The sequence below is a fragment of the Flavobacterium chungangense LMG 26729 genome (genome assembly GCF_000735715.2).
GTDB lineage: Bacteria > Bacteroidota > Bacteroidia > Flavobacteriales > Flavobacteriaceae > Flavobacterium > Flavobacterium chungangense.
The window spans coordinates 19,026-45,467 of sequence record NZ_JASY01000020.1 but is presented as its reverse complement, the minus strand read 5'-3'; the positions used below and the strand labels follow the sequence as shown (position 1 = coordinate 45,467).

Here is a 26,442-nt window from a genome sequence, read left to right as displayed (position 1 = left end):
CATTAAATTTACAATACCAATTATATATTATGGATGATAATTTTTCACCAAGAGTAAAAGATGTTATTACATACAGTAAAGAAGAAGCCCTGCGTCTAGGACACGACTTTATTGGTACTGAACATCTAATGCTGGGCATTTTAAGAGATGGTAACGGAAAAGCTATTCATATTCTTAATAACCTGGCAGTCGATTTAGATCATTTACGCAGGAAGGTAGAAATACTGAGTCCAGCCAACCAGAGCGTTGAAGTAAATGCAGAAAAGAAGAATCTTCATCTTACCCGACAGGCCGAAAGAGCCCTGAAGACAACCTTCTTAGAAGCTAAAGTATTTCAAAGTTCATCAATAAGCACGGCACACCTGCTTTTATGTATCTTACGAAACGAAAATGATCCAACAACCAAGTTATTGAATAAGCTAAAAATAGATTATGATATAGCTAAAGAACAATATTTAAATATGACTCCAAACGAAGAAGAATTCTTAGAAAACTTGCCAAAAAATGAATCATATAATGATGATTCAGGACAAGATGACAGTCTAAAAGAAAGTAGTTTCAACAATCCAGCCAATAAGTCAAACAAAAAATCTAAGACTCCTGTATTAGATAATTTTGGGAGAGATTTAACAGAAATGGCCGAGGAAGGAAAACTTGATCCTGTTGTAGGACGCGAAAAAGAAATTGAACGTGTTTCTCAAATTTTAAGCCGCAGAAAAAAGAACAACCCACTTCTTATTGGAGAACCTGGTGTTGGTAAATCAGCTATTGCAGAAGGATTAGCCTTACGCATTATCCAGAAAAAAGTATCTCGTATACTTTTCAACAAACGCGTGGTTACTTTAGATCTTGCAAGCTTAGTTGCCGGTACAAAATACCGAGGTCAGTTTGAAGAAAGAATGAAGGCTGTAATGAATGAACTTGAGAAAAATGACGATATCATTCTTTTTATTGATGAAATTCACACAATTGTAGGCGCAGGTGGAGCAACAGGTTCTCTTGATGCTTCAAACATGTTCAAACCCGCTTTAGCAAGAGGAGAAATTCAATGTATTGGTGCTACAACTCTTGATGAGTACAGACAATATATTGAAAAAGACGGTGCTTTAGAAAGACGTTTCCAAAAAGTAATTGTAGAACCAACTTCTGTTGAAGAAACAATTGCAATTTTGAATAACGTAAAAGACAAATACGAAGATCATCATAATGTAACTTATACACAAGAAGCCATTGAAGCATGTGTTAAATTAACAAACAGATATATGTCTGAACGTTTTTTACCAGACAAAGCTATTGATGCACTTGACGAAGCAGGTTCTCGCGTACATATTACTAACATTGATGTTCCGAAACAAATTCTTGATTTGGAACGTCAACTGGAAGAAGTTCGTGAAAACAAAAACATGGTAGTTAAAAAACAAAAATACGAAGAAGCTGCCAAACTTCGTGATGATGAAAAACGTATCGAAAAAGATTTAGCACTTGCCCAGGAACAATGGGAAGAAGATTCTAAAAGCAACCGAATTGAAGTTACAGAAGATAATGTAGCCGACGTTGTTTCTATGATGACCGGAATCCCTGTAAACCGAATTGCACAGACAGAAAGCAACAAACTAGCCAAACTACCAGAATTAATTCAAAACAAAGTAATTGGTCAAAATGATGCTGTTTTAAAAATTGCACGTTCTATACAACGTAACAGAGCCGGACTTAAAGATCCTAATAAACCAATTGGTTCATTTATTTTCTTAGGTCAGACAGGAGTTGGTAAAACACAATTGGCAAAAGTTTTAGCTAAGGAACTGTTCGATTCTGAGGATGCATTAGTTCGTATCGATATGAGTGAATACATGGAGAAATTTGCAATCTCCCGTTTAGTTGGAGCGCCTCCAGGATATGTTGGCTACGAAGAAGGCGGTCAATTGACTGAAAAAGTTCGCAGAAAACCATACTGTGTTGTCCTTTTAGATGAGATCGAAAAAGCACATCCGGATGTATTCAATATGATGCTTCAAGTTCTGGATGATGGTTATTTGACTGATAGTTTAGGTCGAAAAATCGATTTTAAAAATACGATAATCATCATGACATCTAACGTTGGTGCGCGTCAGTTAAAAGATTTTGGTCAAGGTGTAGGATTCGGAACTGCTGCTAAAGTAGCTCAGGCTGATGAAAATTCGAAAAGCATTATTGAAAATGCATTAAAGAAAACTTTTGCTCCTGAATTCTTAAACAGAATTGATGACGTAATTGTATTTAACGCATTAGAAAAAGCTGATATTGATCTTATTATTGAAATTGAGCTTAAAAAATTATACGCCCGTATTTCAGAACTTGGCTACAATTTAAGCTTAACTGACAAAGCTAAAGCATTTATTGCTGAAAAAGGTTTTGACAGACAATTTGGCGCAAGACCTCTAAAAAGAGCAATTCAGAAATATGTTGAAGATTTATTAGCTGAAGAAATTATCACTTCAAAAATACATTCAGGTGATGAAATCGTAATGGATTTAAAAGATGACTCTCAGGAACTTTCAGTAGAAATTCACAAAGCAGAAGAGCCAACTAATCAATAAAGTAGTTTAAATTTATAACAGAAATAACACACCCGTTACGTTTTCATAACATAACGGGTGTTTTTTTTAGGTAAATCACTATCTTTAATAAATGCAAATAGCTATTTTTGAATATTAAATTTCTACAATAAAAAACAATATATGCTTCAAAACAAAGTCATTTTAGGTAGTGAAGAATGGTGCGCATTTCCTGATTTGGGAATCCCTACAATCAAAGCCCGTGTGGATTCAGGTGCAAAAACTTCAGCAATGCACGCTATAAACATAGCTCCTTTTATAAAAAATGATGCCAATTGGGTAAAATTCGACATTAATCCAATTCAGAATAATATTAAAACCGTAATTCATTGTGAAGCTCCTTTGGTCGACAAAAGAATTGTAAAAAGTTCAAGCGGCTTCAGAGAACATCGTTATGTAATTCAGACCAGCATTAAACTTGGTGAAATAAAATGGCCAATCGAAATGACATTGACCAATCGCGATTCAATGGGTTTCCGTATGCTTTTAGGCCGAGAAGCTATGAGTGGACGTGTATTAGTAGATCCTGAAGAAAAATATATGTTAGGACAGCCTTCTACTGAAACAATAAAAGAACTATACCAAAACTCTGAAAAAGCAACTTCAGGCTTACGAATTGGGCTTCTTGCCAGTAATCCTGAATTATACAGCAATAAAAGAATTATGGAGGCAGGCGAAATGCGCGGACATGAAATGCATTTTTTGAACATCAAAGAATGTTACATGAAACTGGATGCAAAGACTCCGGAGATTCATTACAGAGGCGGAAAAATATTAAATCAATTTGACGCAATAATTCCCAGAATTAGACCAAGTATTACTTTTTACGGCTGTGCATTGACACGTCAGTTTGAAGCACTGAAAGTTTTTGTTTTAAATTCGGCTACAGCTATCACGCAGTCACGCGATAAATTATACTCTTTGCAACTACTTTTAAACAGTGGTATTGATATTCCAACAACCGGTTTTGCAAATTCGCCTTTAGATACTGACAACTTAATTAAAATGGTTGGAGGTTCGCCCTTAATTGTAAAATTACTTGAAGGAACACAAGGAAAAGGCGTTGTATTGGCCGAAACAAAAAAAGCAGCAGAAAGCGTTATCAATGCCTTCAAAAGCCTAAATGCAAATATTTTAGTCCAGGAATTCATTAAAGAAGCAAACGGAAAAGATATTCGTTGTTTTGTCATCGATGGTAAAGTGGTTGCTGCCATTCAGCGAGAAGCCATGCCAGGCGAATTCAGAGCCAATATTCACCTTGGAGGAACTGCCTCTGTAATAAAAGTAACATCAGAAGAAAAAAAGATCGCCATTAAAGCAGCAAAAGCAATGGATTTGAAAGTAGCAGGTGTTGACATTATTCGTTCGTCTAAAGGTCCTTTATTACTTGAAGTAAATTCATCTCCTGGACTTGAAGGAATCGAAGGCGCTACAAACAAGGATGTTGCCGGAGAAATGATAAAGGCGATTGAAAAGAATTTTAAGTTATAGCGTTAAATCAGTTTTTCCAAATCACTAATTTTAATTAATATCTTATATTTAAAGCTTCATCAAAATATTGATGGAGCTTTTTTTAAACTTTAAAATAAAAAATATGCTTTTCCCTTATTTAGATATTATTTTAAGAAGTGCAGCCGTCTATTTTTTTATGACAATTGCTTTGCGAATATTCGGCAAAAAAGAACTTTCTCAGCTAAATACCGCTGACATTATCCTGATTTTACTAATTAGCAATTCGGTTCAAAATGCAATGGTTGGTCCGGATACAAGTCTCTGGGGAGGTTTGGTTGCTGCTTTGGTTTTATTTGTAATTAATTTTATAATCAAAAAACTGACACACAAATACAAAATTCTTAATGATTTACTTTTAGACAAACCAGAAGTCTTAATTCATGATGGAAAGTTAGATTTTAAAACTTTAAGCAAATTAGATATTTCTAACAACGAGTTGAAAGAAGCCATGCGTGAACATGGATTAGAGCATTTTACAGATGTAAAACTTTGTATGTTAGAAATTGATGGTACGATAAGTGTTATTTCTGAAGACAAAAAGCTCTTAAAACAAACTCATTACAAGCGAAAACATAATCATAAGAATTTTAGAAAATAAGCTCTAAATACAAAAACGGCTATTCAAAGTCTGAATAGCCGTTTAGTTGTATATTTAAAGAAAATTATTTTTGAAATAATTTATTAATCTGATCTTTCACTAAAGGCTCAGAAACATTACTTGAACCTGAAGAAGCATCTTTGCTTGAAACCATAAACTGAACAGTAGATTTTTCCGGAAGAGTACTTCCTGTATAATGTAACCAAATGTAATTATTAGGCAACTCTAATTTAATATCATATAATGGAGTAGCATTAAAACCATTCATAATGATATTGTAAAGGCTTGTATAATCGTTATTAACGTTTTTGAAAGAGAATTTTCTTAAACTTGAAGAATCATCATCATCACTCACAATACTAGTATAGTAAACAGTGTATTCATCTCCAATTTTTTGAATATAATTGTTATTTACTTTTCCTAATTTTTCAACCGGTACAGTTTCAAGAACTTTGATCTGTGCAACTGAAACAAAACTAAAGAATAAAATGGCAAGGGTAATAATCTTTTTCATAATGAATTTGGGGTTAATTTTTACTACTATTAATAATCGCCGAAATTATGAAAAATTACTTCTAAATCTAAGCATTGGTTAACATTAAATTGTGAATTTTATGCAAAACTATTTAAATCAAAAACAAAAAAATCACAAATATTTAATAATCAATAAATTACATAAAAAATAAAATTCTTTTATTCGACATTTTTTTTAATCAAGGTCTAAAAAATTCTTATAAAATCATCTTTCCTCCTCTTTTTTTACTACTTTTCTGGCAACTTCAATCTTAAATTTCTTCCCTTTCATCTTCTCCTCTTTTACATTTTTAAGCAAGTCTTTCACTTTATTGTATTTTACTGCTGCAAACGAAATAAAATCTTTCACTTCAATCAAACCCAAATCGCCTTTCTCGAGTTTACCTTTTTGAGAAAAGAATCCTACAATGTCAATTTTATTCAATTTCGTTTTTTTTCCGCCACTAATGTAAATGGTTTGAAATTGTGGAGGTTTTGGCAAATTGATTTCATCTTCAACTTTTAGAATTTCCATTTCATAGTCAATGTAATCTAATTGTTTTTCACTTTCATGTACAATAATATATGCTGTTCCAGAAGCCTGCATACGTGCTGTACGACCATTTCGATGGGTAAACTCATCTTCTTTTAATGGCAAATGATAATGAATTACATGTTTCATCTCCGGAATATCTAAACCACGGGCTGCCAGATCAGTTGTAATTAAGTAACTCATGCTTCCGTTTCTAAACTGAATGAGAGCACGCTCACGCTCCTCCTGATCCATTCCGCCGTGATAATAAACCGAATAAATTCCTTTTTCGTTTAAAGTATCACTAATACGTTCTGCAGCATCTCTGTGATTACAGAAAATAATAGCCGATTCTGATTTTAAAGAACAAATCAAATTGAATAAACTTTGCAATTTATCTTTTACTGGTGAAACCACCATTTTCATTGAAAGATTTGTTTTTTCGTCTTCTTCCGGAATAAAATCTAAAACCGTTGGGTTGATTACCCGGGTGTATTTCGGGATTTCAATATCTGAAGTTGCCGAAACCAAAACTCTCTTATTCACTTTTGGCAGTCTTCCAATGATAAAAGACATTTGCTCATGAAAACCCAATTGAAGTGACTTATCAAATTCATCTAAAATTAAAGTCTGAATTTTATCTGTCCTGAAAGTTTCTCTGTCAATATGATCGGCAATTCTTCCCGGAGTTCCAATCAAAACCGCTGGAGGATTGCTTAAATTTTTAATTTCAGTATCGATTGAATGCCCGCCATAACAGATATTTACTTTGTATTGCGTTCCCATTTTTTTCCAAACTTGTTCAATCTGCAATCCAAGCTCTCGGGACGGCACCAAAATCAGACACTGTACTGATAAAATTTCAGGCTGTAATAGTTCTAAAACAGGAAGCAAGAAAGCCAGTGTCTTTCCTGAACCGGTTGGAGAAAGCAATAAAACATTGTTTTCGTTTAAAATAGCATCTTGTGCCATTTCCTGCATTTCGTTTAGGCTCTGAATTCCTAAATTCGAAAGTATGTTATTGGAATGGTGTTTTTTATTCATTTTGCAAAAGTAGGGAAAATTTGTTTCAGGTTTTCTTGTTTAAGATTTCAGGTTTCAGGTTTCAATGATGATTTTAACCATAATGCACATTATTCAGCTTATATTTTTGAAGATACTGCAGCACAGCTTCTAAAAGAAAATCCAGTTCTAAAATCGGAATTAGAAGCTAAACAAACTGATACTAATTTTGCTAAAAATACTAAAGCGCAATTAGATTGGATTTATAAACATTCTGTTTATTATGAAAAGTCGCACATGCAGTATCCTACTTATTGGGTGCTTTAGAGTTTTTAAAATTAATACTTTAAAACTTGCTATTTAAATTCTTTATGGTTTTCCGTAACAATTTTTCATTTAAAAAAAATACTTTTGATAATTATAAAAAAAATAAACTATGGCAAATCTTGAATTAATAAAGAAATTAAATTTAAAATATAATAAACCAACTGCTTTTACAAGATCTACTAAAAGTTTTTCGCTAAATGAATCATTTAATGGGAACATACAGTTAGCAATTCAAAATAACATTAGCAGTTTAGGTTCAAATTATACAACTTATTTTGAGCAAGGTAAAACTGCTGAAGTAGTCCTGCTTTTTATAGATGTATGTAATTTTTCAACGCGTTTTTCAAACTTGGATGGTAATGGAATTAGTCAATACTTTGATGAGTATTATGATTTGGTAATTCCTATAATATATGAATTTGGCGGAGAAATTGATAAAATAATAGGTGATGGGATTATTTGTGTCTTTGGTCAACCTTTTTTAGCAAAGAATCTTAACGATTGTATCTCTATTGCGGACAAATGCGCAAAAAAAATAATAGTGGAGACAAAAAAGAGAGATAAATTTAAAAGTAAAATTGCATTTCATTTCGGAAAAATAAACTACTTCAAAAATAAATCAATCTTCTACAATGAACTCACAATTGTTGGTAAACCATTGACTGAACTTTTTAGATTAGAATCAATTAGCGAGAATGAAAAAATAAATTATTTTGTAAATTCCGATTATTACGATAATTGGAATGATGAAATTAATCAAAATTCCTTAGTATGGACATTAGAAAAAATTCAATCAGTCCCTCTAAATTTAAAAGGGGTCGATTATAAATATTTCCAAACAAATAAATATTACATCTAATGATTAAAAGTTTATTAAGCGAAATTGAAAGCGATGTTATAGATATCAAAGTCAAAAAATTTGATTATATTAGAACTACATCTGTTCCTAACAGATACGATACTACATTAACTTTTGAAAGAGGGGAAAATAAGACCGGAAAAGAGTTAGAAACATGCGTATTATTTGTTGATATTCGAAATTCTGTTGCCTTAAACAAGAAACATACTACTCAGACAATGGGTAGAATATACAGCATTTTCACTAAATCAATTCTAAAAGCAGCTAAATATCATAAAGGTCATGTAAGAAACATAATTGGAGATAGGGTAATGATAGTATTTGACCCAAATAATTGTTTTACAAATTCAATCGAATGTGCATACACTATTAATAACATTTCCAATATTATTAACTCAACATTTACTGCTGTAGATTTCAAATGCGGAATAGGGATAGATTATGGTAACCTGAAAGTATTAAAAATTGGTCTTCACAGAAGAGGTTCAGAAGTTGTAGATAACAAAAACTTAGTGTGGGTAGGTTATCCGGCTAATATAGCATCTCGTTTAACAGATAATGCGAATAAAACTACTATTATTACTAAATTTAATGTCACTTATAAACCAAATATAGATCTAAGCTTTCTAAGCTCTGCTCCTATATTTAGTCCCTTTAGTAGTGGAATTTCTCCTAGTATCATTACGGACACTTTAAATCAAGATGAATTTTGTCAAAAAATAAGTTTTGAAAATGGAAAAATTAAATATACAAAAGGAGAATTTATTAAATTTACAAAAATTCCTTCATTTAAAGTTTTTAAAAAGATTTTAATTACTAAGAGCGTTTTTTTGGGTTATAAAAATGAAAATTCTGGCCACATAAGTATCAAAGAAAACTGGTGGAAAATTAAAAAAAATCATGGAATAAAGGATGTAAATGAAGAAATATACGAATCATCAATACAATGGACAATATGAACGATAAAATAGAAAACAGTTTAAATAAACTAAATAATATAAATAATTGGATTAGCAATTGTGACTCTAAGAGTTCATATATTCTAACTTTTTTGGGTGTAGTTATAACAATAATATTTACTTCGAGTATAGGAGAACAAATGATTTCATGTTTAAAATTTGTTTCTTCGGAGAAAACTACATTCCAATCATGTAAAGCTTTTTTTCAATTAGTTTTGTTTATACTATTTATTATTTCAATAATTATTACTTTCTATTTTACATATTTTACTTTAAAAGCTCGAATTGACCCTAATGTATATAATCAAGCTGATTTAATAACAAATTCAAATCTTTTTTTTGGTAGCATATGTACAAAAAAATTCAAGGATTTTAATCATGAAATAAAAAATGAAACCGAGGAAAATTTCTTAAATGATATTAATTCTCAAATATTTATTAATAGCCACATTGCAAACTTAAAATTTAAAAATTATAATCGAAGTTTACTCTTTTCAATTATTACATTTAGTATTTTCCTAATTTACATATTTATTAAATAATTAAAACATACAAAAGCCTAATAAAACATCACATCTTATTAGGCTTTTGTATATCCAGAAAAAACAAAAAACTTATTTATCCTTCAATATTTTTTCTAAAAATTCAACTTTCTCTTTTTCAGCCTGAACTAAACGTTCGTACAATTTTTTATTTTCTTCGTAAGCTTCAACTAACTTATCGAGTGGATTAAAATTACAAGTATTATTGGTTCCGAAATTAGTGCCATGACTTCCACTATTATCATAGAAATTATTAAAAAAATTAATTGCAGCTTCGTCTGAAAAATTTTTCAAAGCTTCAACACTTACTCCCAAAGCTTTTGCAACAGCTTTAAGTTTTTCATCGTCTATTGTTTCACTATTTTCCAAAATAGAAATTGCTTGTTGGTTTGTTCCTAAAGCTTGTGCCAAAGCTTCTTGCTTCATGTCTCTAAGTTCACGAATTCGGCTTATTTTTCGTCCTATGTGATTTGGTTTTGTTAGTGTGCTCATAATTCAAAGATAAGTGTAAGAGTAATAAAAAGCAATCTGTAAAAACAATTTTTATAAATACAATATAAGCAAAATAATTAGAATCATTTATTCTATTTTACTTATGGCTTATCTCACAAAAGTACGATTTTTGAGATATAAAATAATCAGCATGAAAAATATTGATTTCTATTTTTATATTTGAGTCTTCTTAAACCGCAAAACTATGTCTTACAAACTTTTTCTAGACGATTTACGAGATGTCAAAATGGTTTACAAAGACCTCACAGATGACGATTTTGTAATCGTTAGAAATTTTCATGATTTTAAAAAAGTAATTCTCGAAAAAGGGCTTCCCGAATTTATAAGTTTTGATAATGATTTAGGACTTGATGAAAACGATCTCATTGCCGAAGATGGTTATGCTTGTGCGAAATGGCTGGTTTACGATTCCGGGATAGACTTAAGAGATTTAAACTTTTACGTACATTCTGCAAATCCTGTGGCAAGTCAGCAAATACAAAGTCTACTCGATAATTATATTAAACATTTGAAGAATCATAAATCTTAGTAAAAAAACAGCATGAAAAATCTTTTTTTAATTCTCTTATTAGCATCATCAAACTTATTCTTCGGACAAAAAGTAATTTCTGGCGAATACGAAATGGGTTTGAAACTTTCGTATGACGCCTCTAAAAACCTGCTGACAGGTTATTTTGAAAGTTATACAGGCTGGGATGAACAAACACAAAATTCTCAATTCTCTTGTATTTTTTATATTGAAGGAAAAGTAACAGGAAATAAATTCAACGTTAAAACCTATTATCCCGAAGACAAAAAAGAAGATTTGATTTTAGGAACAGTCGAAATTGTAAACAATAGAACTATCAAAATAAAACTGCCGGAAGAACATGGCGGTTGTTGGAACGTAATGCATTTTGTAGAGAATCCGAAGTTTGATTTAGAAAAGAAATCCAATTGGATTCAGATTCGATATGTTGATAAAGCAAAAGCTTATTTTTATAAGAATAAATCAGACCAAAATCCGTCAAAAATATATCTTGTAAAAGGCGATGCTGTCTGCATTGATAAAATTGAAAACGGAAAAGCTTTTTGTACGTATTATGGAAAAAAGACTTCAAAAGGATGGATTAATGTAGCGGAGCTGAATAAAATTTAAGGTTCTAAGATGCTAAGATACTTAGGTACTAAGGTATTTTACGATATGAGTTCGCGTTTCGTTTTTTGCGTGAGGGATAGAAGCAAGCTACCGAAGTAGCGCGGATAGCCCGACAGCATCCCGATAAGAGGGCGAATATGCGCATAGTGATTTTGCCCTCTTATCGGGATGGTGGCACGCCCTGATAATTAAATCTCTTTTAAAATCTAAATTTCAATTTAAAAAGCTTAAAATCTCCCAATTAATTGGAATTTGGAATTTTAAATATTGGATTTTCCTCCTCTTCAAACAACAATTTGATGTTTTCGTAGGAGTTGGCAAGTGCTTCTTTGATTTGCTCTGGATTTAGCCAGGCTACTTTTTCGATACCTTCTTCAAGCTGTCCTTGTGGAGTCCCCTCAAAATCAGTGTGCATTTCGAACCAATGCGTTATTTTTAGTTTGTATTTTCCGTTACGTTTAAAAACATGATAGGTTTTTTGGAGTTTATTTGTAATTCTGAGTTTGCCAACACCTGTCTCTTCTTCAACTTCGCGCATGGCAGTATCTTCAATTTCCTCTCCTTTTTCAGTTCCGCCCTTTGGCAAATCCCATTTCCCGTTTCTAAAAATAAATAAAACTTCTCCTTTTTTATTATAGACTAATCCACCACCAGCTTTATTAACCGGTATTTTAGCTTTCAAAGTTTTCATTATTTCCTTTTCATCAGGATGATACAAATAAGCTTTCTGAATTTTATTTTGAAATATTTTCACAATAAGCTGCTCGATATCAATACTTTCTAACAAGAATAATTGAAAATTAGTCTCTCTTGAGATTTCATTTGTCAAAAAAAGTGGTTTGTCGTTCACAAAAACTTTATACATTTGTACTATGATTTTTAATAAAGATACCGCCGAAAAAACAGCAGAATTGCTTTTGCAAATAAATGCAATTAAATTGAATCCAGAAAATCCTTTTACATGGGCTTCAGGATGGAAATCACCTATTTATTGTGATAATAGGTTAATTCTTTCATTTCCTATCATCCGAAATTATGTTCGCGATGAATTTGCAAAGAATATAGAGAAACAATTTGGAAAACCAGATGTTATTGCCGGAGTTGCAACCGGAGCTATTGGAATTGGAATTCTTGTTGCCGAAAGCCTTGGATTACCATTTGTATATGTACGCCCGGAACCCAAAAAACACGGAAGACAAAATCAGGTTGAAGGATTTTTACAAAAGGGTCAGAATGTTGTTGTTGTTGAAGATTTAATCAGCACAGGAAACAGCAGTCTTATGGCTGTAGAGGCTTTACGCAATGAAGGTGCTAATATTAAAGGCATGGCAGCAATTTTTACCTACGGCTTTGGTGTTGCCCAGGAAAACTTCAAGAATGCAAACATTGACTTGTATACGCTAAGTAATTATGAAAATTTACTAAACTTAGCCGTAGAAAAACAATATATTACAGAAGACCAACAATCTGCTTTGCAGGAGTGGAATGAAATTCCGTCAACCTGGGGTCAACAATAAATTTAGATTATTGATTTAGATTTATAATTAGAATTTTATTTAAATAAAAATATATGAACTTAGAAAGTCCAAAAGTTAATGTACAGAAATCAGCTCAGGAATTATTTGATTTGTTGTCTGATGTAAAGAATTTTGAAAAATTAATGCCGGATAATATTGCTAAATTTGAAGTAATTGGCGAAGACGCTTTTATTTTTGGACTTAAAGGTATGCCGGAAATAAAACTTAAAATGAAAGAAAAAGTGGCTCCAAACAAAATTGTTTTAGGGGCTGCAAGCGATAAACTTCCTTTTACTTTAGTTTCAAATATTGATAGTATTTCTGATTCAGAAAGTGCTGTTCAGTTATTTTTTGAAGGAGAATTTAATGCTATGATGGCAATGATGATTAAAGGACCTATAAGTAAGTTTATTGAAACTTTAGCAAATAATATGACTAAACTTTAATCAATTATTGATTAGCTCAAATAGTTAGAAAGTCCGATTGTATCGGACTTTTTTTTTGCTTATCACTTTGCCGCAATTTAGAATATTGGTTCAAAATTTAATATTGCGGAAATTCAAAATATAAATCTTTAAGCCTTTTTAGTTTTAAAATTCTTAAAAAAACAATTCATCCTTAAAATAATACAGTTCAGGAATATAAATTATTATCGGTCGGGATATTAATCGAAGTTTGGCCTATCAAAACTAAAACATATCACATGGAACCAGCAATTAAGATTTTAATTTACATTCACGCCTTTTTTGGAGGAATTGGGCTAATTACAGGCATTGGAAGTGTCGCTGTTAAAAAAGGCAGTAATTTACATAAAAGAATGGGGAAATTATTTTCCATCGGAATGCTAACGAGTTCAATTATTTCACTGATTATCTGTTGGATACCAAATCATCAAAACATTTTTTTATTTCTAATCGGACTGTTTACAATCTATCTTGTAGTTTCGGGAAATAGAGCATTGACTTTTAAACACAAACTAAAAGCCGATTTAACAGATAAAGTAATTTCAGGAATTATGTTGCTTTTTTCTGTAATAATGATCTTGCTGGGGATTTATTGCCAGTTAAATAATATCACAAATGGAATATTGTTTATTTTCTTTGGAGGATTTGGTTTTTATATGAGTTATAAAGACTTTATCTTTTTCAAAAATTTATTAGAGACCAACAAAAGCTGGCTGTCAAAACATATAGGAAAAATGGTTGGGGCACTAATCGCATCTATTACAGCTTACATCGTAGCAGGATTAGGAATTGGCAGTGTGATTGCCTGGATTACACCATCAATTTTAGGTACATTTTATATTATTTACTGGAATAGAAAAACAGAGCCAAAAACTAAATCAAGAGCAATTAATCAAATTTAGAAAGATTGCTTTGTAACTTTGAACCTATGAATCTTTGCCTCTTTAATAAAGCATCTGTATTTCCTTAATATCAAATTCTGAAACCGAATCATCTTCAAGTAAAACCTGTAACTTACCAACAGATGAAACTCCCTGAATAATTCCCATGAAGTTTTGATTTTGAAGGTTTTTAAAAGGCATCGGAACACCTTTTCTGAATAACGTATTGTAATATTTTTTCCAAAAATCAGTGGATTTTGTTTGCCAGGATTCTATTTTTTGCTGGATTTTTTCAATAATTAGTTCCGGCAAAACATCTTTATCGTATGATTTTCCAGAAATAACTGCCATGGATGATGCGTTTGGTAAAAATTCAAAATTTACCTGATTAACATTTAAACCTAATCCAACTACTGACACGATTCTGCCATCACTTTTGATTGTATTTTCGATAAGTATGCCACCAATTTTCTTGTTGTATGACATAATGTCGTTAGGCCATTTTATACTTAAATCAGGAATATCAAGTTCTTTTAACGTTTTAATTACAGCTAATGAAACTATAATACTTATATTGAAAACCTGTTCGTTGTCATACAAAAAATCCTTCACCAAAACACTCATAATTAAGTTTTTACCTGATTCAGACTCCCATTTAGACCCCATCTGTCCCTTTCCTTTTGTCTGATTTTCAGCTGTTACCACTGTAAAATTATCCAGTTCGTCGTGGCTTGATAATGCCTTAAGAAAGTCATTCGTAGAATCTATGGCATCGAGTTTGATTAGTTTCATCTAAATAATTTAATAACTTAATTTAATATTTTGTTAAGGTTCAAAAATAATCACAAATTTTGGTAACTTTACAAATTCATATAAATAATTCATGGCGAAAAAGACTATTAATAATGATGTTCTGTTGGCGAACATAATCAAAGGGATTGAAGAAGTAAAAGGAAATGATATCGATATTCTTGACTTAAGGGAAATAGATACGGCAGTTTGTGACTATTTTGTAATTTGCAACGGAAGTTCAAATACTCAGGTTAATGCTATAGTAAACTCAATCCAAAAAACAGTATCTAAAGACTTAAAAGATAAACCCTGGCATGTAGAAGGAACCGATAATGCCGAATGGGTTCTTATGGATTATGTGCATATCGTAGTACATGTTTTCCAGAAGCATATTCGCGAATATTACAACATCGAAAGCCTTTGGGGTGACGCCAAAATAACTACAATCGAAAATAAATACTAAAAGAAACTTTCTCTAATGGCTAAAGATAATAATCCAAATCCGAGTAAATTTAAAATAAGTCCCTGGTTAATATATACCGCAATACTTCTGGTTTTTTTATTTATAAGTTTTGCAACAGGAGGTTCTAATATAAGCGAACCAGCTCAATTAAAATCGTCTGATATTGATAATATGCTGGCTAAAGGGCAAATTAAAAATGTTATCATTTTCAATAATAAAGATGCTGAAATTTATCTTTCTGATGCGGCATTAAAAGATCCTGCAAATAAAAAAGTAGCCAAAGATATGTTTAACAGACCTAACAAAGGTCCTCACTACACTACGAAATTTGGTGATCTGAAATCTTTTCAGGAGAAACTTGATAAAGCTAAATCAGAAAAAAAATTAGTTGACTATGATTTTAAAGAGGCAAGCAACTGGAGTGACATCTTAGTTAGCTTACTTCCTATCATTATCATTATTGGTGTTTGGATTTTTATTATGCGTAAAATGTCAGGCGGAGCCAGTGGTGGTGGTGGACAAATTTTCAACATAGGAAAATCGAAAGCTAAACTGTTTGACGAAAAAACAGACATCAAAACAACATTTAAAGATGTTGCCGGTTTAGAAGGGGCAAAAGAAGAAATTCAGGAAATTGTAGAATTTCTTAAAAACCCTGAAAAATACACTAATCTTGGAGGTAAAATCCCAAAAGGAGCCTTACTTGTAGGGCCTCCGGGAACTGGTAAAACATTGCTTGCAAAAGCTGTTGCTGGTGAAGCTCAGGTACCATTTTTCTCATTATCAGGTTCTGATTTTGTGGAAATGTTCGTTGGAGTTGGTGCTTCACGTGTTCGTGACTTATTCAAACAAGCAAAAGAAAAATCTCCTGCTATCATTTTTATTGATGAAATTGATGCTGTTGGTAGAGCAAGAGGAAAAAGTAACATGTCTGGAGGAAATGACGAAAGAGAAAACACATTGAACCAATTACTAACAGAAATGGATGGTTTTGGAACAAACTCTAACGTAATCGTTTTGGCAGCAACCAATAGAGCTGACGTATTAGACAAAGCATTAATGCGTGCAGGTCGCTTTGACAGACAAATTTTTGTTGACTTACCAGACATCCGCGAAAGAGCTGAAATTTTTCAGGTACACTTAAAACCTATAAAAAAAGTTGAAGGTCTTGATTTAGATTTCTTAGCCAAACAAACTCCAGGATTTTCAGGTGCTGACATTGCAAATGTTTGTAACGAAGCAGCCTTAATTGCTGCCCGTAATAACAAAGCAGCAGTAGACAGGCAAGATTTCTTAGATGCAGTTGACAGAATTATCGGCGGTCTTGAAAAGAAAAATAAAATTATTACTCCTGAAGAAAAAAGAGCAATTGCAATTCATGAAGCAGGCCACGCTACTGTTAGCTGGATGTTAGAACACGCTGCTCCATTGATTAAAGTAACTATCGTTCCTCGCGGACAAAGCTTAGGAGCTGCATGGTACTTACCTGAAGAAAGACAAATCGTTAGAACTGACCAAATGTTAGACGAAATGTGTGCTACCATGGGAGGAAGAGCAGCTGAAAAAGTAACTTTTGACAGAATTTCTACCGGAGCATTAAGCGATTTAGAAAAAGTTACACGTCAGGCGCGTGCTATGGTAACAATTTATGGTTTGAATGACAAAATTGGTAACGTTACTTATTACGATTCAACCGGACAGAGTGAATACAACTTCTCTAAACCATATTCTGATGAAACTGCAAAAATTATTGATGCTGAAATTTCAGAATTAATTGAAGGACAATACCAAAGAGCTATTCAAATTTTAGAGGATAATAAAGATAAGCTAAATCAACTCGCCGATATATTGATTGAAAAAGAAGTGATTTTTAAGGATGACTTAGAAACTATTTTTGGAAAACGTACTTTTGATAAAAATTTAGGCGAAGTAGTTTCATAAATTTCAACGAAATATTTAATATTTTTCAAAATCTTAATTCAAAAACCTCTTTTGAATTAAGATTTTTTTATCTTTGAACGTTTTCAATTAACATGTAAAGTATTTCATATAAAATGAGTTTTTTCAAAAAAATATTTGGCTCTGCTAATGCTTCATCTGATGAAGAAAATGAAAGTGAGTATGGAAACAACCCTACTCCAAACAGTCATTTATCAATAGATGAACAATTCATTTTTAATTTTAAAAAAAATGGCGGGAAATTTTTATATTGTGAAAACAAACAAGAAATTGAAGAGCAACTTGAAAATATATTAGAAGAAAATGACTGGTTTGAAAGTGAAGCTTTATGTTATGAACCAAGTCTCTTTCATTTGTTGGAAGAAAATAAACTACTTTATATTTCACCTAAAAATCCAAAATTCTTACTGGCTTCCTGTGAAAACCTTATTGCTGATGAAGGTTCGATTTTATTTTCATCAAAACAAATTAGACAAAACAAACCAAATGAGCTTCCGGCAAATATTGTTATTATAGCAACTACCAGCCAAATCCTGCCCATGAAAAGCGATGGCTTAAGTGCTATTAAAAGAAAATACGAAAGAGATTATCCTACTAATATTACCACAATAAAATATTTCGAAAAAGCAAAAGAGGAAGATTTTACACAATACGGGAGTGTTGCCAAAAATTTATACTTATTGCTCTTAGAAGACCTTTAAGATGAATGAAACACTCAAGAGAACCATTTCTGGTGCTGTTTATATCGCTTTATTACTAACTTCAATTTTGTTTTCTACCGAAAGCTTTATTATTCTTTTTGGCATTTTTTTAATTATTGCTATTTACGAATTTTGCAATTTAGTTAACCTTGGTAAAGTGTTTTCAATTATTTTTGGAATTTTATTATACACAGTTATTATATTGGTTAGTCATTATAACAAACAGACTACTGCATTTTTTAATGACACATTAAATTTAAATACCAATATTCAGCAATTAGATTTAATACTTCTTGCTGTAACTATTGTAATATCTATTAAATGTATTTTATTTTTATTTTATGATAGTGTACAAAAAATAAGTATTTCTTCAAAATATTTATACTTGTTGGGATATATCACACTTCCTTTTGTATTCATCGTTAAAATTTCTTTTGGTGCTATTGATTATAATCCAAAAATTATTATAGGTTTATTTATTCTTATCTGGACCAATGACACATTTGCCTATTTAGTTGGAAAATCTATTGGGAAACACAAACTTTTTGAACGTATTTCTCCTAAAAAAACTATAGAAGGATTTCTTGGAGGAACTCTTTTTGCATCTTTTGCAGGTTTTTTAATTTCAAAATTTTACATTCAGCCCAATCCTGAATTCAGTAATAAATCTATTTTAATCTGGATGATTATTGCCTTAATTGTGAGTATCTTTGGCACAACAGGAGATTTGATTGAATCAAAGTTTAAAAGAATTGCAGGCGTAAAAGACAGTGGAGCAATAATGCCCGGGCACGGAGGTGTTCTAGATCGATTAGATAGTGTTATATTTGTAGCACCAGTTATATTTTTATTTTATCAAATTTTATATTATGTTTCATAAAGAAGGTGGCCAATCCATTTTATTAGGTGTAGTTTTTACTGTTATTGTAGTTTTATTAGCTGACCAGTTTATTAATATTTATTGGTTACAAAAACTAGTGCAAATTTTCGCTTTAGCTGTTTTAATTATTATTCTACAATTTTTCAGAAATCCGAAAAGGATTGCAATTAGAAACAGCAATCACATTCTTGCTCCAGTAGATGGAAAAGTTGTGGTTATTGAAGAAGTTTATGAAGGTGAGTTTTTTAAAGACAAACGTTTACAAGTTTCTATTTTTATGTCACCCATTAATGTACACGTAACTCGTTATGCGATGGACGGTATCATAAAATTCAGTAAGTATCATCCTGGAAAATTTTTAGTTGCCTGGCATCCAAAAGCAAGCGAAGAGAACGAAAGAACCACTGTTGTAATTGAAAACGACACATTTGGACAAATACTTTACCGACAAATTGCCGGTGCATTGGCACGCAGAATTGTAAATTATGCTAAGGAAGGAACTCAGGTTATACAGGGAAGTGATGCAGGCTTTATTAAATTTGGTTCAAGAGTAGATTTATTTTTACCTTTAGGTACACCAATTAATGTAGTATTGAACCAGAAAGCTATTGGAGGTAAAACTATTATAGCTACAAAAGCTTAAATGACTAAAAAAGATTTAGATACCCGTTTTTCTGAGGCTGTAGAAATCGCTATGAAAATGACTCAAGCCTCCCTGCCTCAAGATGTGCAGTTAAGACTATATGCCTTTTATAAACAGGCTACATTTGGAACTGCTATTTACAATCAAACTGAAAATTTTGATTTGCGGGATGCATTCAAAACAAATGCATGGATGCAAATTAGTCACATTTCAATTGAAGAAGCAAAAGAGAATTATATTGACATAATCAATTCGCTAACATCAAAATAATTAAATTATGAAGAAAAACATAATCTGTTTTACTTTCACGGCTTCATTACTGATGTTATTTTCCTGTAATGACAATAAGCTAACCGAAGTTGTTGAAGTTCCTTTACCAACAAAGGAAGAAAAAATTACAATTGGAACCCCTGCTGATGTAAAAGCTGATGAAGGTTCTTTTGCTTTGACAAAATTACCTTTTGGCTATGATGCCTTGGCCCCTGCTATACGATCATTAACTTTAGAAACTCATTATTCCAAACATTATTTAACGTATACAAATAATCTAAATAAAGAAATTGCCTCTACTGAATTTGAAAATGCTTCCATTGAAGATATTCTGAAAAAAATGGATATGAAGAATGCAAAACTTCGTCAAAATGCAGGCGGTTATTACAATCATACTCTTTATTTTGATATTTTAACACCAAAAGAACAAACTCCCAAAGATACTTTGGCAGGTTCAATTAATAAAGAATTCGGATCTTTTAACAATCTCACAACTCAATTTAAAAATGAGGCTACTAAACAATTCGGTTCAGGATGGGTTTGGCTGGTTGTTGATAAGGCCGGGAAATTACAAATTACAACTACTGAAAACCAGGATAACCCTTTAATGAGGAATGCGTTGATACCAGGAACCCCAATTTTAGGGATAGACTTATGGGAACATGCGTATTATCTGGATTATCAGAACAGAAAAGGAAGTTATATCGATGCTTTTTACAAATTAATCAATTGGGAAAAAGTAAACGAAAATTACAAAACCGCTCTGAGTAAGGTTAAAAAATATTAAAAAAATTCAATTTAAAATAAAAAAAAGTTTGATGATTATCTCATCAAACTTTTTTGTTTTATACAAGTAATATTAATTTTTAAATACCCGCAATTGCTTTTATTTCATCTATAATTCGAAGTGCCAAAACATCTGCTTTTTCTTGAGAAGGAGCTTCTGTATATATACGAATAATAGGTTCTGTATTTGATTTTCTTAAATGAACCCATTCTGTTGCGAAATCAATTTTTACACCGTCAATCGTTGAAATATCTTCGTTTTTATATTTATCAGTCATAGCTACTAAAATTGCATCAACATCAATTTGTGGTGTGAGTTCAATTTTATTTTTGCTCATATAATATTCCGGATATGAAGCACGCAATGCAGAAACTGACATCTTTTTATTTGCCAAATGTGTTAAAAACAAAGCTACTCCAACCAAACTGTCTCTTCCGTAATGTGATTCTGGATAAATAATTCCACCATTTCCTTCTCCGCCAATAATAGCATTATTTTTCTTCATTAATTCTACAACATTCACCTCCCCTACTGCACTAGCTTCATAATTTCCATTATGCCCAACCGTCACATCTCTTAACGCACGAGAGGATGACATATTTGAAACCGTATTTCCAGGAGTTTTACTTAAAACATAATCTGCACAAGCTACTAAAGTATATTCTTCTCCAAACATTTCCCCGTCTTCACTAATAAAAGCTAATCGATCAACGTCGGGGTCTACTACAATTCCTAAATGAGCTTTTTCTTTTACAACTAATTCAGAGATATCGGTCAAATGTTCTTTTAATGGTTCCGGATTATGAGGAAAATGTCCGTTTGGTTCGCAATATAATTTTACGACTTCAACCCCCATTAATTCTAATAGTTTTGGAATAATGATTCCTCCTGAGGAATTTACCCCATCAACAACAACTTTAAATTTAGCAGCTTTAACAACTTCAACATCCACCAATGGCAAATTCAGTACTTCATCAATATGAATATCCATATAGGCGTCATTTACTGTAATTTCCCCTAAATTATCCACATCAGAAAAATCGAAAGCTTCAGCATCTGCAATTTCAAGGATTTTTGCACCTTCAGCACCACTTAAAAACTCTCCTTTTTCATTTAATAACTTCAATGCGTTCCATTGTTTTGGGTTATGAGAAGCTGTTAGGATAATTCCACCATCAGCCTTTTCTAATGGCACAGCAATTTCTACAGTTGGCGTTGTAGAAAGCCCAAGATCAATTACATCAATTCCTAATCCTATCAATGTATTTACCACCAGATTATGAATCATTGGTCCGGAAATTCTGGCATCACGACCAATTACCACCGTTAATTTTTCTTTTGGACTATTATTTTTCAGAAAGGTTCCGTAAGCCGATGCAAATTTCACAGCATCCACAGGAGTAAGGTTATCTCCTGCCTTTCCACCGATTGTTCCTCTTATTCCTGAAATCGATTTTATTAAAGTCATTTTTTTGAGTTATAGTTATTTATTACAAATATAAAAAAGTTGCTGAGTTACTGAGATGTTCAAACACTAAGATTTTAAAATAATCGTTAAATAGTATAGATAAACAGCTAGCTTTTTTAGCAAAAATGTTTTAAAAAGTTTTTAATACATTTACAATAGCAATTTTTAGCTTGTTACAGCACCAGAATCTTAATACCTTCAAACGATGAACTTCCTTGCCCATATATATCTTTCAGGTGAAAATGATCTAATCAAAATTGGTAATTTTATGGCTGATGGTATACGCGGAAAACAATTTGAGCATTTTCCCGATGATGTACAAAAAGGAATTATTTTACATCGTTTTATAGACACATACACTGATTCTCACCATGTTTTCAGGCAAAGTACTAAACGATTACACGAAAAATACCATCATTACGCTGGTGTAATTGTGGATATTGTTTACGATCATTTTTTAGCTAAAAACTGGTCACAATATTCCGATGAAAAACTAGAAGATTTTATCAATCGTTTTTATAATTCATTACATGATAATTATTCTATTCTTACTGAAAAGACACAGGGTTTAATGCCCTATATGATTGAAAGAAATTGGCTTTTAAGTTACAGAACAGTCGAAGGAATTCACCAGATTTTAACTCAAATGGACCGGCGATCAAAAAATTTATCAAAAATGCAGTTTGCCAGCGAAGAACTAAACGAATTTTACACTGAATTTGAAAAAGAATTCACTACTTTCTTTGAAGACATTCAAAATCAGGCCAAACAAAAATTACTTTCGTTATAAAAATCAAAAATTTTTACTTTATGAAAAAAATTACATTTTTATGCTGTTTCATTTTCTCTATTAGTTTTGCACAAGAAAACGTTAATCAAACTGGATTAGTAGCTTCAAAAGCTATGGTGGTTTCGGCAAGAGAAGAAGCCTCAAAAATAGGCGTTGAAATTATGAAAAAAGGAGGAAATGCTTTTGATGCAATGGTTGGAACTGAATTGGCTTTAGCAGTTGCTTTTCCGTTTGCAGGCAATATTGGTGGCGGAGGTTTCATGGTATACCGAAAAGCGAATGGCGAAGTTGGATCGTTAGATTATCGTGAAAAAGCGCCTTTAGCAGCTTCAAAAGATATGTTTTTGGATAAAGATGGAAATGTCATTAAAGGAAAAAGTACCGAAACTGCTTCGGCAATTGGTGTTCCCGGAACAGTAGCCGGAGTTTTTGCCGTTCATAAAAAATATGGTTCAATGCGAATGTCCGAAATTTTAAAACCTGTTATTGCTTTGGCTGAACGAGGAGTTGTAGTAACTCAAAAACAAGAAAAAAACCTGAACAATTATAGAGATGCAATTGTAAAAACAAATGGATCAACGACGCTTTTAGCAGCTAATTTTAAAGAAAATGACACGATTAAATATCCTGCTCTTGCCAAGACGTTAAGACGAATTTCAAAATATGGAAGAAATGAATTCTATAAAGGAGAAACAGCAAAAATTTTAGTTGATTATCTTCAAAAAAAAGGCGGAATTATCACTTTGGAAGATTTGGCAAAATATGAGGCGAAATGGAGAAAACCGCTTCAGTTTAACTATAAAGATTTAAAAATCACATCGATGTCTCCTCCAAGCAGCGGTGGTATTTGTCTTGCACAGATTATGAAAATGATTGCTCCGTACGATTTAGCGAAAATGGGACATAATTCAGCAGAAGCTATTCAGGTAATTGTTGAAGCTGAAAGAAGAGCATATGCCGACAGAAGTCAGTTTTTGGGTGATCCGGATTTTGTAAAAATTCCTGTAAAATCATTACTTTCAGAAGATTATTTAAAAGATAGAATGTCTACTTTTAATATTGAAAAAGCCAGTCTATCCTCAGAAATAAAAGCAGGAAATATAACATACAATGAAAGTACTGAAACTACACATTATTCTATAGTTGACAAATTTGGAAATGCCATCGCAGCTACAACAACTTTAAATGATGGCTATGGGTCAAAATATTACTGTGATGAGCTGGGCTTTTTTTTAAACAATGAAATGGATGATTTTAGTGCTAAACCCGGATCTCCAAATATGTTTGGATTAGTTGGAAATGAAGCCAATAGCATTTCACCTCAAAAACGTATGTTAAGTTCGATGACACCAACAATTGTAGAGAAAGACGGAAAACTTTTTATGGTAGTAGGAACTCCCGGTGGATCGACAATTATAACATCAGTTTTACAAACTATTTTGAATGTTTACGAGTATAAATTCAGTATGCAGGATGCAGTAAATGCACCTCGCTTTCATCATCAATGGCTTCCGGACCTTGTTACCTTTGAGCCGAATACTTTTAATAATAATACCATAGACAAACTTAAAGCAAAAAGCTATTTAATCAGTGAAAAAACAACACCTGTAATTGGCAAGGTTGATGCCATTTTAGTCCTGCCAAACGAAAACCTCGAAGGAGGCGCAGATTTTCGTGGAGATGACACAGCAGTTGGTTTTTAATTTTTAGAAAGATTTGTACTTAAAATTATACAAATTTGAATGTTAAGAGTTAAATTTGTAACATCCTTAACTTTTCACAAACAGAATGCTAAAAAAATATTTTAGAAAATTAGAAAGTATTATTGCTTTGGCGCAATCCTTAATGACTCCAAAGCAGTTTATTTTTTTATCAAGTGTTTTAATAGGTATATCTTGTTCATTGGCAGTAATTGTTTTAAAAACTTTTGCTCATAGCGTTTTTTCTTTTGCTACATATATCAACGGAATTTTAAAACTGAGTTTCATCCCCAGTATTTTTCCAATTATCGGAATTGTACTTACTGTTTTTGTTGTAAATAGAATATTAAACGGAAGTATCGAAAAAGGAACTTCTCAAATATTATATGCAGTTGCCAAAAAAGCGAGTATCATTCCTAAAAAACAAATGTATGCTCAAATCGTTACAAGCTCATTAACTGTTGGTTTAGGAGGTTCTGCCGGTCTTGAAAGTCCAATTGTAATCACAGGAGCCGCGTTTGGTTCAAATTTTGCACAAAACTATAAATTACCTTATAAAGACAGAACTTTACTTATTGGCTGTGGGGTAGCAGCAGGAATTGGAGCCGCTTTTAACGCTCCTATTGCCGGTGTTCTTTTTGCTATTGAAGTTTTACTGGTTGATGTAAGTATTTCTGCCTTCACTCCTATTATGATTTCTGCGGCTACTGGTGCTTTGGTTTCTGCCATTGTATTAGACGAAACTATTTTGTTGTCTTTTAAAAAACAAGAAGCCTTTAATTATCATAACATTCCTTTTTATGTACTATTAGGTATATTGACAGGTTTCATGGCAGTTTATTACGCACGAAATTTTCAAAGGGTCGAGCATTATTTTTCAAAATTAAAAACAAACCCTTACAAAAAGGCTTTATTTGGTTCATCGCTTTTAGCTCTGCTGATTTTTGTTTTTCCAACTCTTTTTGGAGAAGGTTATGAAAGCATTAAAACATTATCTGAAACTGATCCTGGAAAACTATTAGACAATACATTGTTTGCTGACTTTAGAAATAACCAATGGATTTTGCTATTTTTTGTAGGATGCACGATGATGATCAAAGTGTTTGCTTCGGGCCTTACAATAGGGAGTGGCGGAAATGGTGGAAATTTTGCTCCTTCTTTATTTTTAGGTTCTTATTTGGGTTATTTCTTTTCAAAATTTATTACCCTTATCGGCCTATCAAAATTACCAATTACTAATTTCACTATGGTTGGTATGGCAGGTATTTTGAGTGGCTTATTTCATGCGCCTCTTACAGCTATTTTCCTTATTGCAGAAATAACCGGAGGCTACAGTTTAATGATTCCCCTTATGATTGTCTCTTCTATAAGTTTCGCGATTTCGAAACGTTTTGAAAGATATTCCCTTGATGTAAAAAATCTTGCCAAAAAAGGTCACGCTTTTACAAGTAATAAAGACTCTAATATTCTTTCAACTTTAGATATTGAAACGATTATTCAGTGCGATTATTTAACCGTTCACCCTGATGACAACTTAAGTAAGCTGGTTGATCTTATCTCACATTCCAATCAGGTTGTTTTTGCTGTTGTAAATAATGAAAAAGATCTCGTTGGTATTGTACATTTTAATGATATCCGAGAGATTATATTTAACTCTTACAGGGTAAAATACACTCAAATAAAAGATGTAATGAAAACACCTTTTGCTATCATTTATTCGTTTGACAGTATGGAAATTGTAATGAGCAAATTTGAAAAATCCAAATCCGCATTTCTTCCTGTAATACGAAATAATAAATACTACGGCTTTATTTCTAAATCTATAGCACTTGAAGCCTATAGAACAAAACTTCGGTCTATGACAATTGAATAAGTAGTATCGGATATACTTATTTTTTTTATCCGATATTAAGAAGTACATTTGTTGTGTAATATAGATGCTTATAAAGAAGGTAGAAACCGGTATACAACTAAAGGAAGCTATCGAAGAATATATGTCAGAAAAAGAAAACGCTAGCTAAAACTGGCGTTTTTTTGT

The 26,442-nt window shown here is 32.0% G+C and carries 27 protein-coding genes; 21 read left to right on the top strand and 6 right to left on the bottom strand.

From position 1 onward, the window contains the following. Window positions 1–29 precede the first annotated feature (29 nt). From JE46_RS21155 to JE46_RS21145, 3 genes are all read left to right on the top strand, one after another. Window positions 30–2,576 (top strand): ATP-dependent Clp protease ATP-binding subunit, encoded by a 2,547-nt coding sequence (locus tag JE46_RS21155; protein WP_031457285.1) that lies wholly within the window; start codon window positions 30–32, stop codon window positions 2,574–2,576. 141 nt (window positions 2,577–2,717) lie between these two features. Further along, window positions 2,718–4,085, top strand: a complete 1,368-nt coding sequence (rimK, locus tag JE46_RS21150; RefSeq protein WP_031457284.1) for a 30S ribosomal protein S6--L-glutamate ligase — start codon at window positions 2,718–2,720, stop codon at window positions 4,083–4,085. Window positions 4,086–4,188: 103 nt separating this feature from the next. Beyond that, on the top strand, window positions 4,189–4,704 hold the full coding sequence (locus tag JE46_RS21145; protein WP_031457283.1) for a DUF421 domain-containing protein: 516 nt from the start codon (window positions 4,189–4,191) through the stop codon (window positions 4,702–4,704). A 64-nt stretch (window positions 4,705–4,768) separates the two neighbouring features. Here JE46_RS21145 and JE46_RS21140 read toward each other — a convergent pair whose 3' ends face one another. Beyond that, complete coding sequence (locus JE46_RS21140) at window positions 4,769–5,218, bottom strand: hypothetical protein (protein ID WP_031457282.1); 450 nt, start codon at window positions 5,216–5,218, stop codon at window positions 4,769–4,771. A gap of 225 nt (window positions 5,219–5,443) precedes the next feature. Further along, the gene (locus JE46_RS21135) at window positions 5,444–6,793 is read right to left on the bottom strand and encodes a DEAD/DEAH box helicase (RefSeq protein WP_031457281.1); all 1,350 of its coding nucleotides are present in this window, start codon (window positions 6,791–6,793) and stop codon (window positions 5,444–5,446) included. Between JE46_RS21135 and JE46_RS21130 the strand changes: the two genes are divergently transcribed. The 3 genes from JE46_RS21130 (at window position 6,776) to JE46_RS21120 (ending at window position 8,896) form a co-directional block, all read left to right on the top strand. Next, complete coding sequence (locus JE46_RS21130; RefSeq protein ID WP_236010751.1) at window positions 6,776–7,078, top strand: hypothetical protein; 303 nt, start codon at window positions 6,776–6,778, stop codon at window positions 7,076–7,078. The two genes, JE46_RS21135 and JE46_RS21130, sit on opposite strands and share 18 nt — an antisense overlap. A gap of 109 nt (window positions 7,079–7,187) precedes the next feature. Further along, window positions 7,188–7,937: a nucleotidyl cyclase domain-containing protein gene (locus JE46_RS21125; protein ID WP_031457279.1), complete on the top strand. Its 750-nt coding sequence runs from the start codon at window positions 7,188–7,190 to the stop codon at window positions 7,935–7,937. Further along, window positions 7,937–8,896 carry an adenylate/guanylate cyclase domain-containing protein gene (locus tag JE46_RS21120; protein WP_031457278.1) on the top strand — a complete coding sequence of 320 codons (960 nt, stop codon included), beginning with the start codon at window positions 7,937–7,939 and terminating at the stop codon, window positions 8,894–8,896. The genes JE46_RS21125 and JE46_RS21120 overlap by 1 nt, the downstream gene beginning before the upstream one ends. A gap of 614 nt (window positions 8,897–9,510) precedes the next feature. Here JE46_RS21120 and JE46_RS21110 read toward each other — a convergent pair. Next, window positions 9,511–9,930, bottom strand: coding sequence for a helix-turn-helix domain-containing protein (locus JE46_RS21110; protein ID WP_031457276.1), 420 nt, complete (start codon window positions 9,928–9,930; stop codon window positions 9,511–9,513). Between the two features lie 205 nt (window positions 9,931–10,135). Between JE46_RS21110 and JE46_RS21105 the strand changes: the two genes are divergently transcribed. Both JE46_RS21105 and JE46_RS21100 read left to right on the top strand, forming a co-directional pair. Further along, a complete protein-coding gene (locus JE46_RS21105) occupies window positions 10,136–10,480 on the top strand; it encodes a cyclic-phosphate processing receiver domain-containing protein (RefSeq protein ID WP_031457275.1) in 345 nt (114 codons plus the stop codon). A gap of 12 nt (window positions 10,481–10,492) precedes the next feature. Then, window positions 10,493–11,089 carry a hypothetical protein gene (locus JE46_RS21100; RefSeq protein ID WP_031457274.1) on the top strand — a complete coding sequence of 199 codons (597 nt, stop codon included), beginning with the start codon at window positions 10,493–10,495 and terminating at the stop codon, window positions 11,087–11,089. 241 nt (window positions 11,090–11,330) lie between these two features. On the opposite strand, the gene JE46_RS21095 is transcribed toward JE46_RS21100, so the two are convergent. Continuing rightward, window positions 11,331–11,954: an NUDIX hydrolase gene (locus JE46_RS21095; protein WP_031457273.1), complete on the bottom strand. Its 624-nt coding sequence runs from the start codon at window positions 11,952–11,954 to the stop codon at window positions 11,331–11,333. Window positions 11,955–11,961: 7 nt separating this feature from the next. Between JE46_RS21095 and pyrE the strand changes: the two genes are divergently transcribed. The 3 genes from pyrE to JE46_RS21080 all read left to right on the top strand — a co-directional run bounded on the left by pyrE (window position 11,962) and on the right by JE46_RS21080 (window position 13,972). After that, on the top strand, window positions 11,962–12,606 hold the full coding sequence (gene pyrE / locus JE46_RS21090) for an orotate phosphoribosyltransferase (protein ID WP_031457272.1): 645 nt from the start codon (window positions 11,962–11,964) through the stop codon (window positions 12,604–12,606). A 53-nt stretch (window positions 12,607–12,659) separates the two neighbouring features. After that, window positions 12,660–13,052: a hypothetical protein gene (locus JE46_RS21085; RefSeq protein WP_031457271.1), complete on the top strand. Its 393-nt coding sequence runs from the start codon at window positions 12,660–12,662 to the stop codon at window positions 13,050–13,052. 257 nt (window positions 13,053–13,309) lie between these two features. Continuing rightward, a complete protein-coding gene (locus JE46_RS21080; RefSeq protein WP_031457270.1) occupies window positions 13,310–13,972 on the top strand; it encodes a hypothetical protein in 663 nt (220 codons plus the stop codon). Window positions 13,973–14,014: 42 nt separating this feature from the next. Here the strand turns inward: JE46_RS21080 and JE46_RS21075 are convergent, their stop codons facing one another. Next, on the bottom strand, window positions 14,015–14,743 hold the full coding sequence (locus JE46_RS21075; RefSeq protein ID WP_031457269.1) for a biotin--[acetyl-CoA-carboxylase] ligase: 729 nt from the start codon (window positions 14,741–14,743) through the stop codon (window positions 14,015–14,017). A gap of 91 nt (window positions 14,744–14,834) precedes the next feature. Between JE46_RS21075 and rsfS the strand changes: the two genes are divergently transcribed. The 7 genes from rsfS to JE46_RS21040 all read left to right on the top strand — a co-directional run bounded on the left by rsfS (window position 14,835) and on the right by JE46_RS21040 (window position 20,446). Then, window positions 14,835–15,206 carry a ribosome silencing factor gene (rsfS, locus tag JE46_RS21070; RefSeq protein WP_007809313.1) on the top strand — a complete coding sequence of 124 codons (372 nt, stop codon included), beginning with the start codon at window positions 14,835–14,837 and terminating at the stop codon, window positions 15,204–15,206. A gap of 15 nt (window positions 15,207–15,221) precedes the next feature. Next, on the top strand, window positions 15,222–17,147 hold the full coding sequence (gene ftsH / locus JE46_RS21065) for an ATP-dependent zinc metalloprotease FtsH (protein WP_031457268.1): 1,926 nt from the start codon (window positions 15,222–15,224) through the stop codon (window positions 17,145–17,147). A gap of 113 nt (window positions 17,148–17,260) precedes the next feature. Then, window positions 17,261–17,866 carry a lactate utilization protein B/C gene (locus tag JE46_RS21060; protein WP_031457267.1) on the top strand — a complete coding sequence of 202 codons (606 nt, stop codon included), beginning with the start codon at window positions 17,261–17,263 and terminating at the stop codon, window positions 17,864–17,866. Between the two features lies 1 nt (window position 17,867). Beyond that, a complete protein-coding gene (locus JE46_RS21055; protein ID WP_031457266.1) occupies window positions 17,868–18,746 on the top strand; it encodes a phosphatidate cytidylyltransferase in 879 nt (292 codons plus the stop codon). Next, window positions 18,736–19,389, top strand: a complete 654-nt coding sequence (locus tag JE46_RS21050) for a phosphatidylserine decarboxylase family protein (protein ID WP_031457265.1) — start codon at window positions 18,736–18,738, stop codon at window positions 19,387–19,389. The genes JE46_RS21055 and JE46_RS21050 overlap by 11 nt, the downstream gene beginning before the upstream one ends. Then, a complete protein-coding gene (locus JE46_RS21045; RefSeq protein ID WP_031457264.1) occupies window positions 19,390–19,659 on the top strand; it encodes an acyl-CoA-binding protein in 270 nt (89 codons plus the stop codon). It begins immediately after the preceding gene. Between the two features lie 7 nt (window positions 19,660–19,666). Beyond that, window positions 19,667–20,446: a superoxide dismutase gene (locus tag JE46_RS21040; protein ID WP_031457263.1), complete on the top strand. Its 780-nt coding sequence runs from the start codon at window positions 19,667–19,669 to the stop codon at window positions 20,444–20,446. A gap of 79 nt (window positions 20,447–20,525) precedes the next feature. On the opposite strand, the gene glmM is transcribed toward JE46_RS21040, so the two are convergent. Next, window positions 20,526–21,914 (bottom strand): phosphoglucosamine mutase, encoded by a 1,389-nt coding sequence (glmM, locus tag JE46_RS21035; RefSeq protein ID WP_031457262.1) that lies wholly within the window; start codon window positions 21,912–21,914, stop codon window positions 20,526–20,528. A 205-nt stretch (window positions 21,915–22,119) separates the two neighbouring features. Between glmM and JE46_RS21030 the strand changes: the two genes are divergently transcribed. The 3 genes from JE46_RS21030 (at window position 22,120) to JE46_RS21020 (ending at window position 26,277) form a co-directional block, all read left to right on the top strand. Next, complete coding sequence (locus JE46_RS21030; RefSeq protein ID WP_031457261.1) at window positions 22,120–22,704, top strand: acyl carrier protein phosphodiesterase; 585 nt, start codon at window positions 22,120–22,122, stop codon at window positions 22,702–22,704. Between the two features lie 20 nt (window positions 22,705–22,724). Continuing rightward, window positions 22,725–24,407, top strand: a complete 1,683-nt coding sequence (ggt, locus tag JE46_RS21025; protein ID WP_031457260.1) for a gamma-glutamyltransferase — start codon at window positions 22,725–22,727, stop codon at window positions 24,405–24,407. Window positions 24,408–24,492: 85 nt separating this feature from the next. After that, a complete protein-coding gene (locus JE46_RS21020; RefSeq protein ID WP_031457259.1) occupies window positions 24,493–26,277 on the top strand; it encodes a chloride channel protein in 1,785 nt (594 codons plus the stop codon). Window positions 26,278–26,442: the final 165 nt, after the last annotated feature.

Bases quoted from the DNA above. Each gene is read 5' to 3' on its own strand.
- JE46_RS21155 (WP_031457285.1), top strand. From the start codon at position 30: ATGGATGATAATTTTTCACCAAGAGTAAAAGATGTTATTACATACAGT.
- rimK (WP_031457284.1), top strand. From the start codon at position 2,718: ATGCTTCAAAACAAAGTCATTTTAGGTAGTGAAGAATGGTGCGCATTT.
- JE46_RS21145 (WP_031457283.1), top strand. From the start codon at position 4,189: ATGCTTTTCCCTTATTTAGATATTATTTTAAGAAGTGCAGCCGTCTAT.
- JE46_RS21140 (WP_031457282.1), bottom strand. From the start codon at position 5,218: ATGAAAAAGATTATTACCCTTGCCATTTTATTCTTTAGTTTTGTTTCA.
- JE46_RS21130 (WP_236010751.1), top strand. From the start codon at position 6,776: ATGGTGTTTTTTATTCATTTTGCAAAAGTAGGGAAAATTTGTTTCAGG.
- JE46_RS21135 (WP_031457281.1), bottom strand. From the start codon at position 6,793: ATGAATAAAAAACACCATTCCAATAACATACTTTCGAATTTAGGAATT.
- JE46_RS21125 (WP_031457279.1), top strand. From the start codon at position 7,188: ATGGCAAATCTTGAATTAATAAAGAAATTAAATTTAAAATATAATAAA.
- JE46_RS21120 (WP_031457278.1), top strand. From the start codon at position 7,937: ATGATTAAAAGTTTATTAAGCGAAATTGAAAGCGATGTTATAGATATC.
- JE46_RS21110 (WP_031457276.1), bottom strand. From the start codon at position 9,930: ATGAGCACACTAACAAAACCAAATCACATAGGACGAAAAATAAGCCGA.
- JE46_RS21105 (WP_031457275.1), top strand. From the start codon at position 10,136: ATGTCTTACAAACTTTTTCTAGACGATTTACGAGATGTCAAAATGGTT.
- JE46_RS21100 (WP_031457274.1), top strand. From the start codon at position 10,493: ATGAAAAATCTTTTTTTAATTCTCTTATTAGCATCATCAAACTTATTC.
- JE46_RS21095 (WP_031457273.1), bottom strand. From the start codon at position 11,954: ATGTATAAAGTTTTTGTGAACGACAAACCACTTTTTTTGACAAATGAA.
- pyrE (WP_031457272.1), top strand. From the start codon at position 11,962: ATGATTTTTAATAAAGATACCGCCGAAAAAACAGCAGAATTGCTTTTG.
- JE46_RS21085 (WP_031457271.1), top strand. From the start codon at position 12,660: ATGAACTTAGAAAGTCCAAAAGTTAATGTACAGAAATCAGCTCAGGAA.
- JE46_RS21080 (WP_031457270.1), top strand. From the start codon at position 13,310: ATGGAACCAGCAATTAAGATTTTAATTTACATTCACGCCTTTTTTGGA.
- JE46_RS21075 (WP_031457269.1), bottom strand. From the start codon at position 14,743: ATGAAACTAATCAAACTCGATGCCATAGATTCTACGAATGACTTTCTT.
- rsfS (WP_007809313.1), top strand. From the start codon at position 14,835: ATGGCGAAAAAGACTATTAATAATGATGTTCTGTTGGCGAACATAATC.
- ftsH (WP_031457268.1), top strand. From the start codon at position 15,222: ATGGCTAAAGATAATAATCCAAATCCGAGTAAATTTAAAATAAGTCCC.
- JE46_RS21060 (WP_031457267.1), top strand. From the start codon at position 17,261: ATGAGTTTTTTCAAAAAAATATTTGGCTCTGCTAATGCTTCATCTGAT.
- JE46_RS21055 (WP_031457266.1), top strand. From the start codon at position 17,868: ATGAATGAAACACTCAAGAGAACCATTTCTGGTGCTGTTTATATCGCT.
- JE46_RS21050 (WP_031457265.1), top strand. From the start codon at position 18,736: ATGTTTCATAAAGAAGGTGGCCAATCCATTTTATTAGGTGTAGTTTTT.
- JE46_RS21045 (WP_031457264.1), top strand. From the start codon at position 19,390: ATGACTAAAAAAGATTTAGATACCCGTTTTTCTGAGGCTGTAGAAATC.
- JE46_RS21040 (WP_031457263.1), top strand. From the start codon at position 19,667: ATGAAGAAAAACATAATCTGTTTTACTTTCACGGCTTCATTACTGATG.
- glmM (WP_031457262.1), bottom strand. From the start codon at position 21,914: ATGACTTTAATAAAATCGATTTCAGGAATAAGAGGAACAATCGGTGGA.
- JE46_RS21030 (WP_031457261.1), top strand. From the start codon at position 22,120: ATGAACTTCCTTGCCCATATATATCTTTCAGGTGAAAATGATCTAATC.
- ggt (WP_031457260.1), top strand. From the start codon at position 22,725: ATGAAAAAAATTACATTTTTATGCTGTTTCATTTTCTCTATTAGTTTT.
- JE46_RS21020 (WP_031457259.1), top strand. From the start codon at position 24,493: ATGCTAAAAAAATATTTTAGAAAATTAGAAAGTATTATTGCTTTGGCG.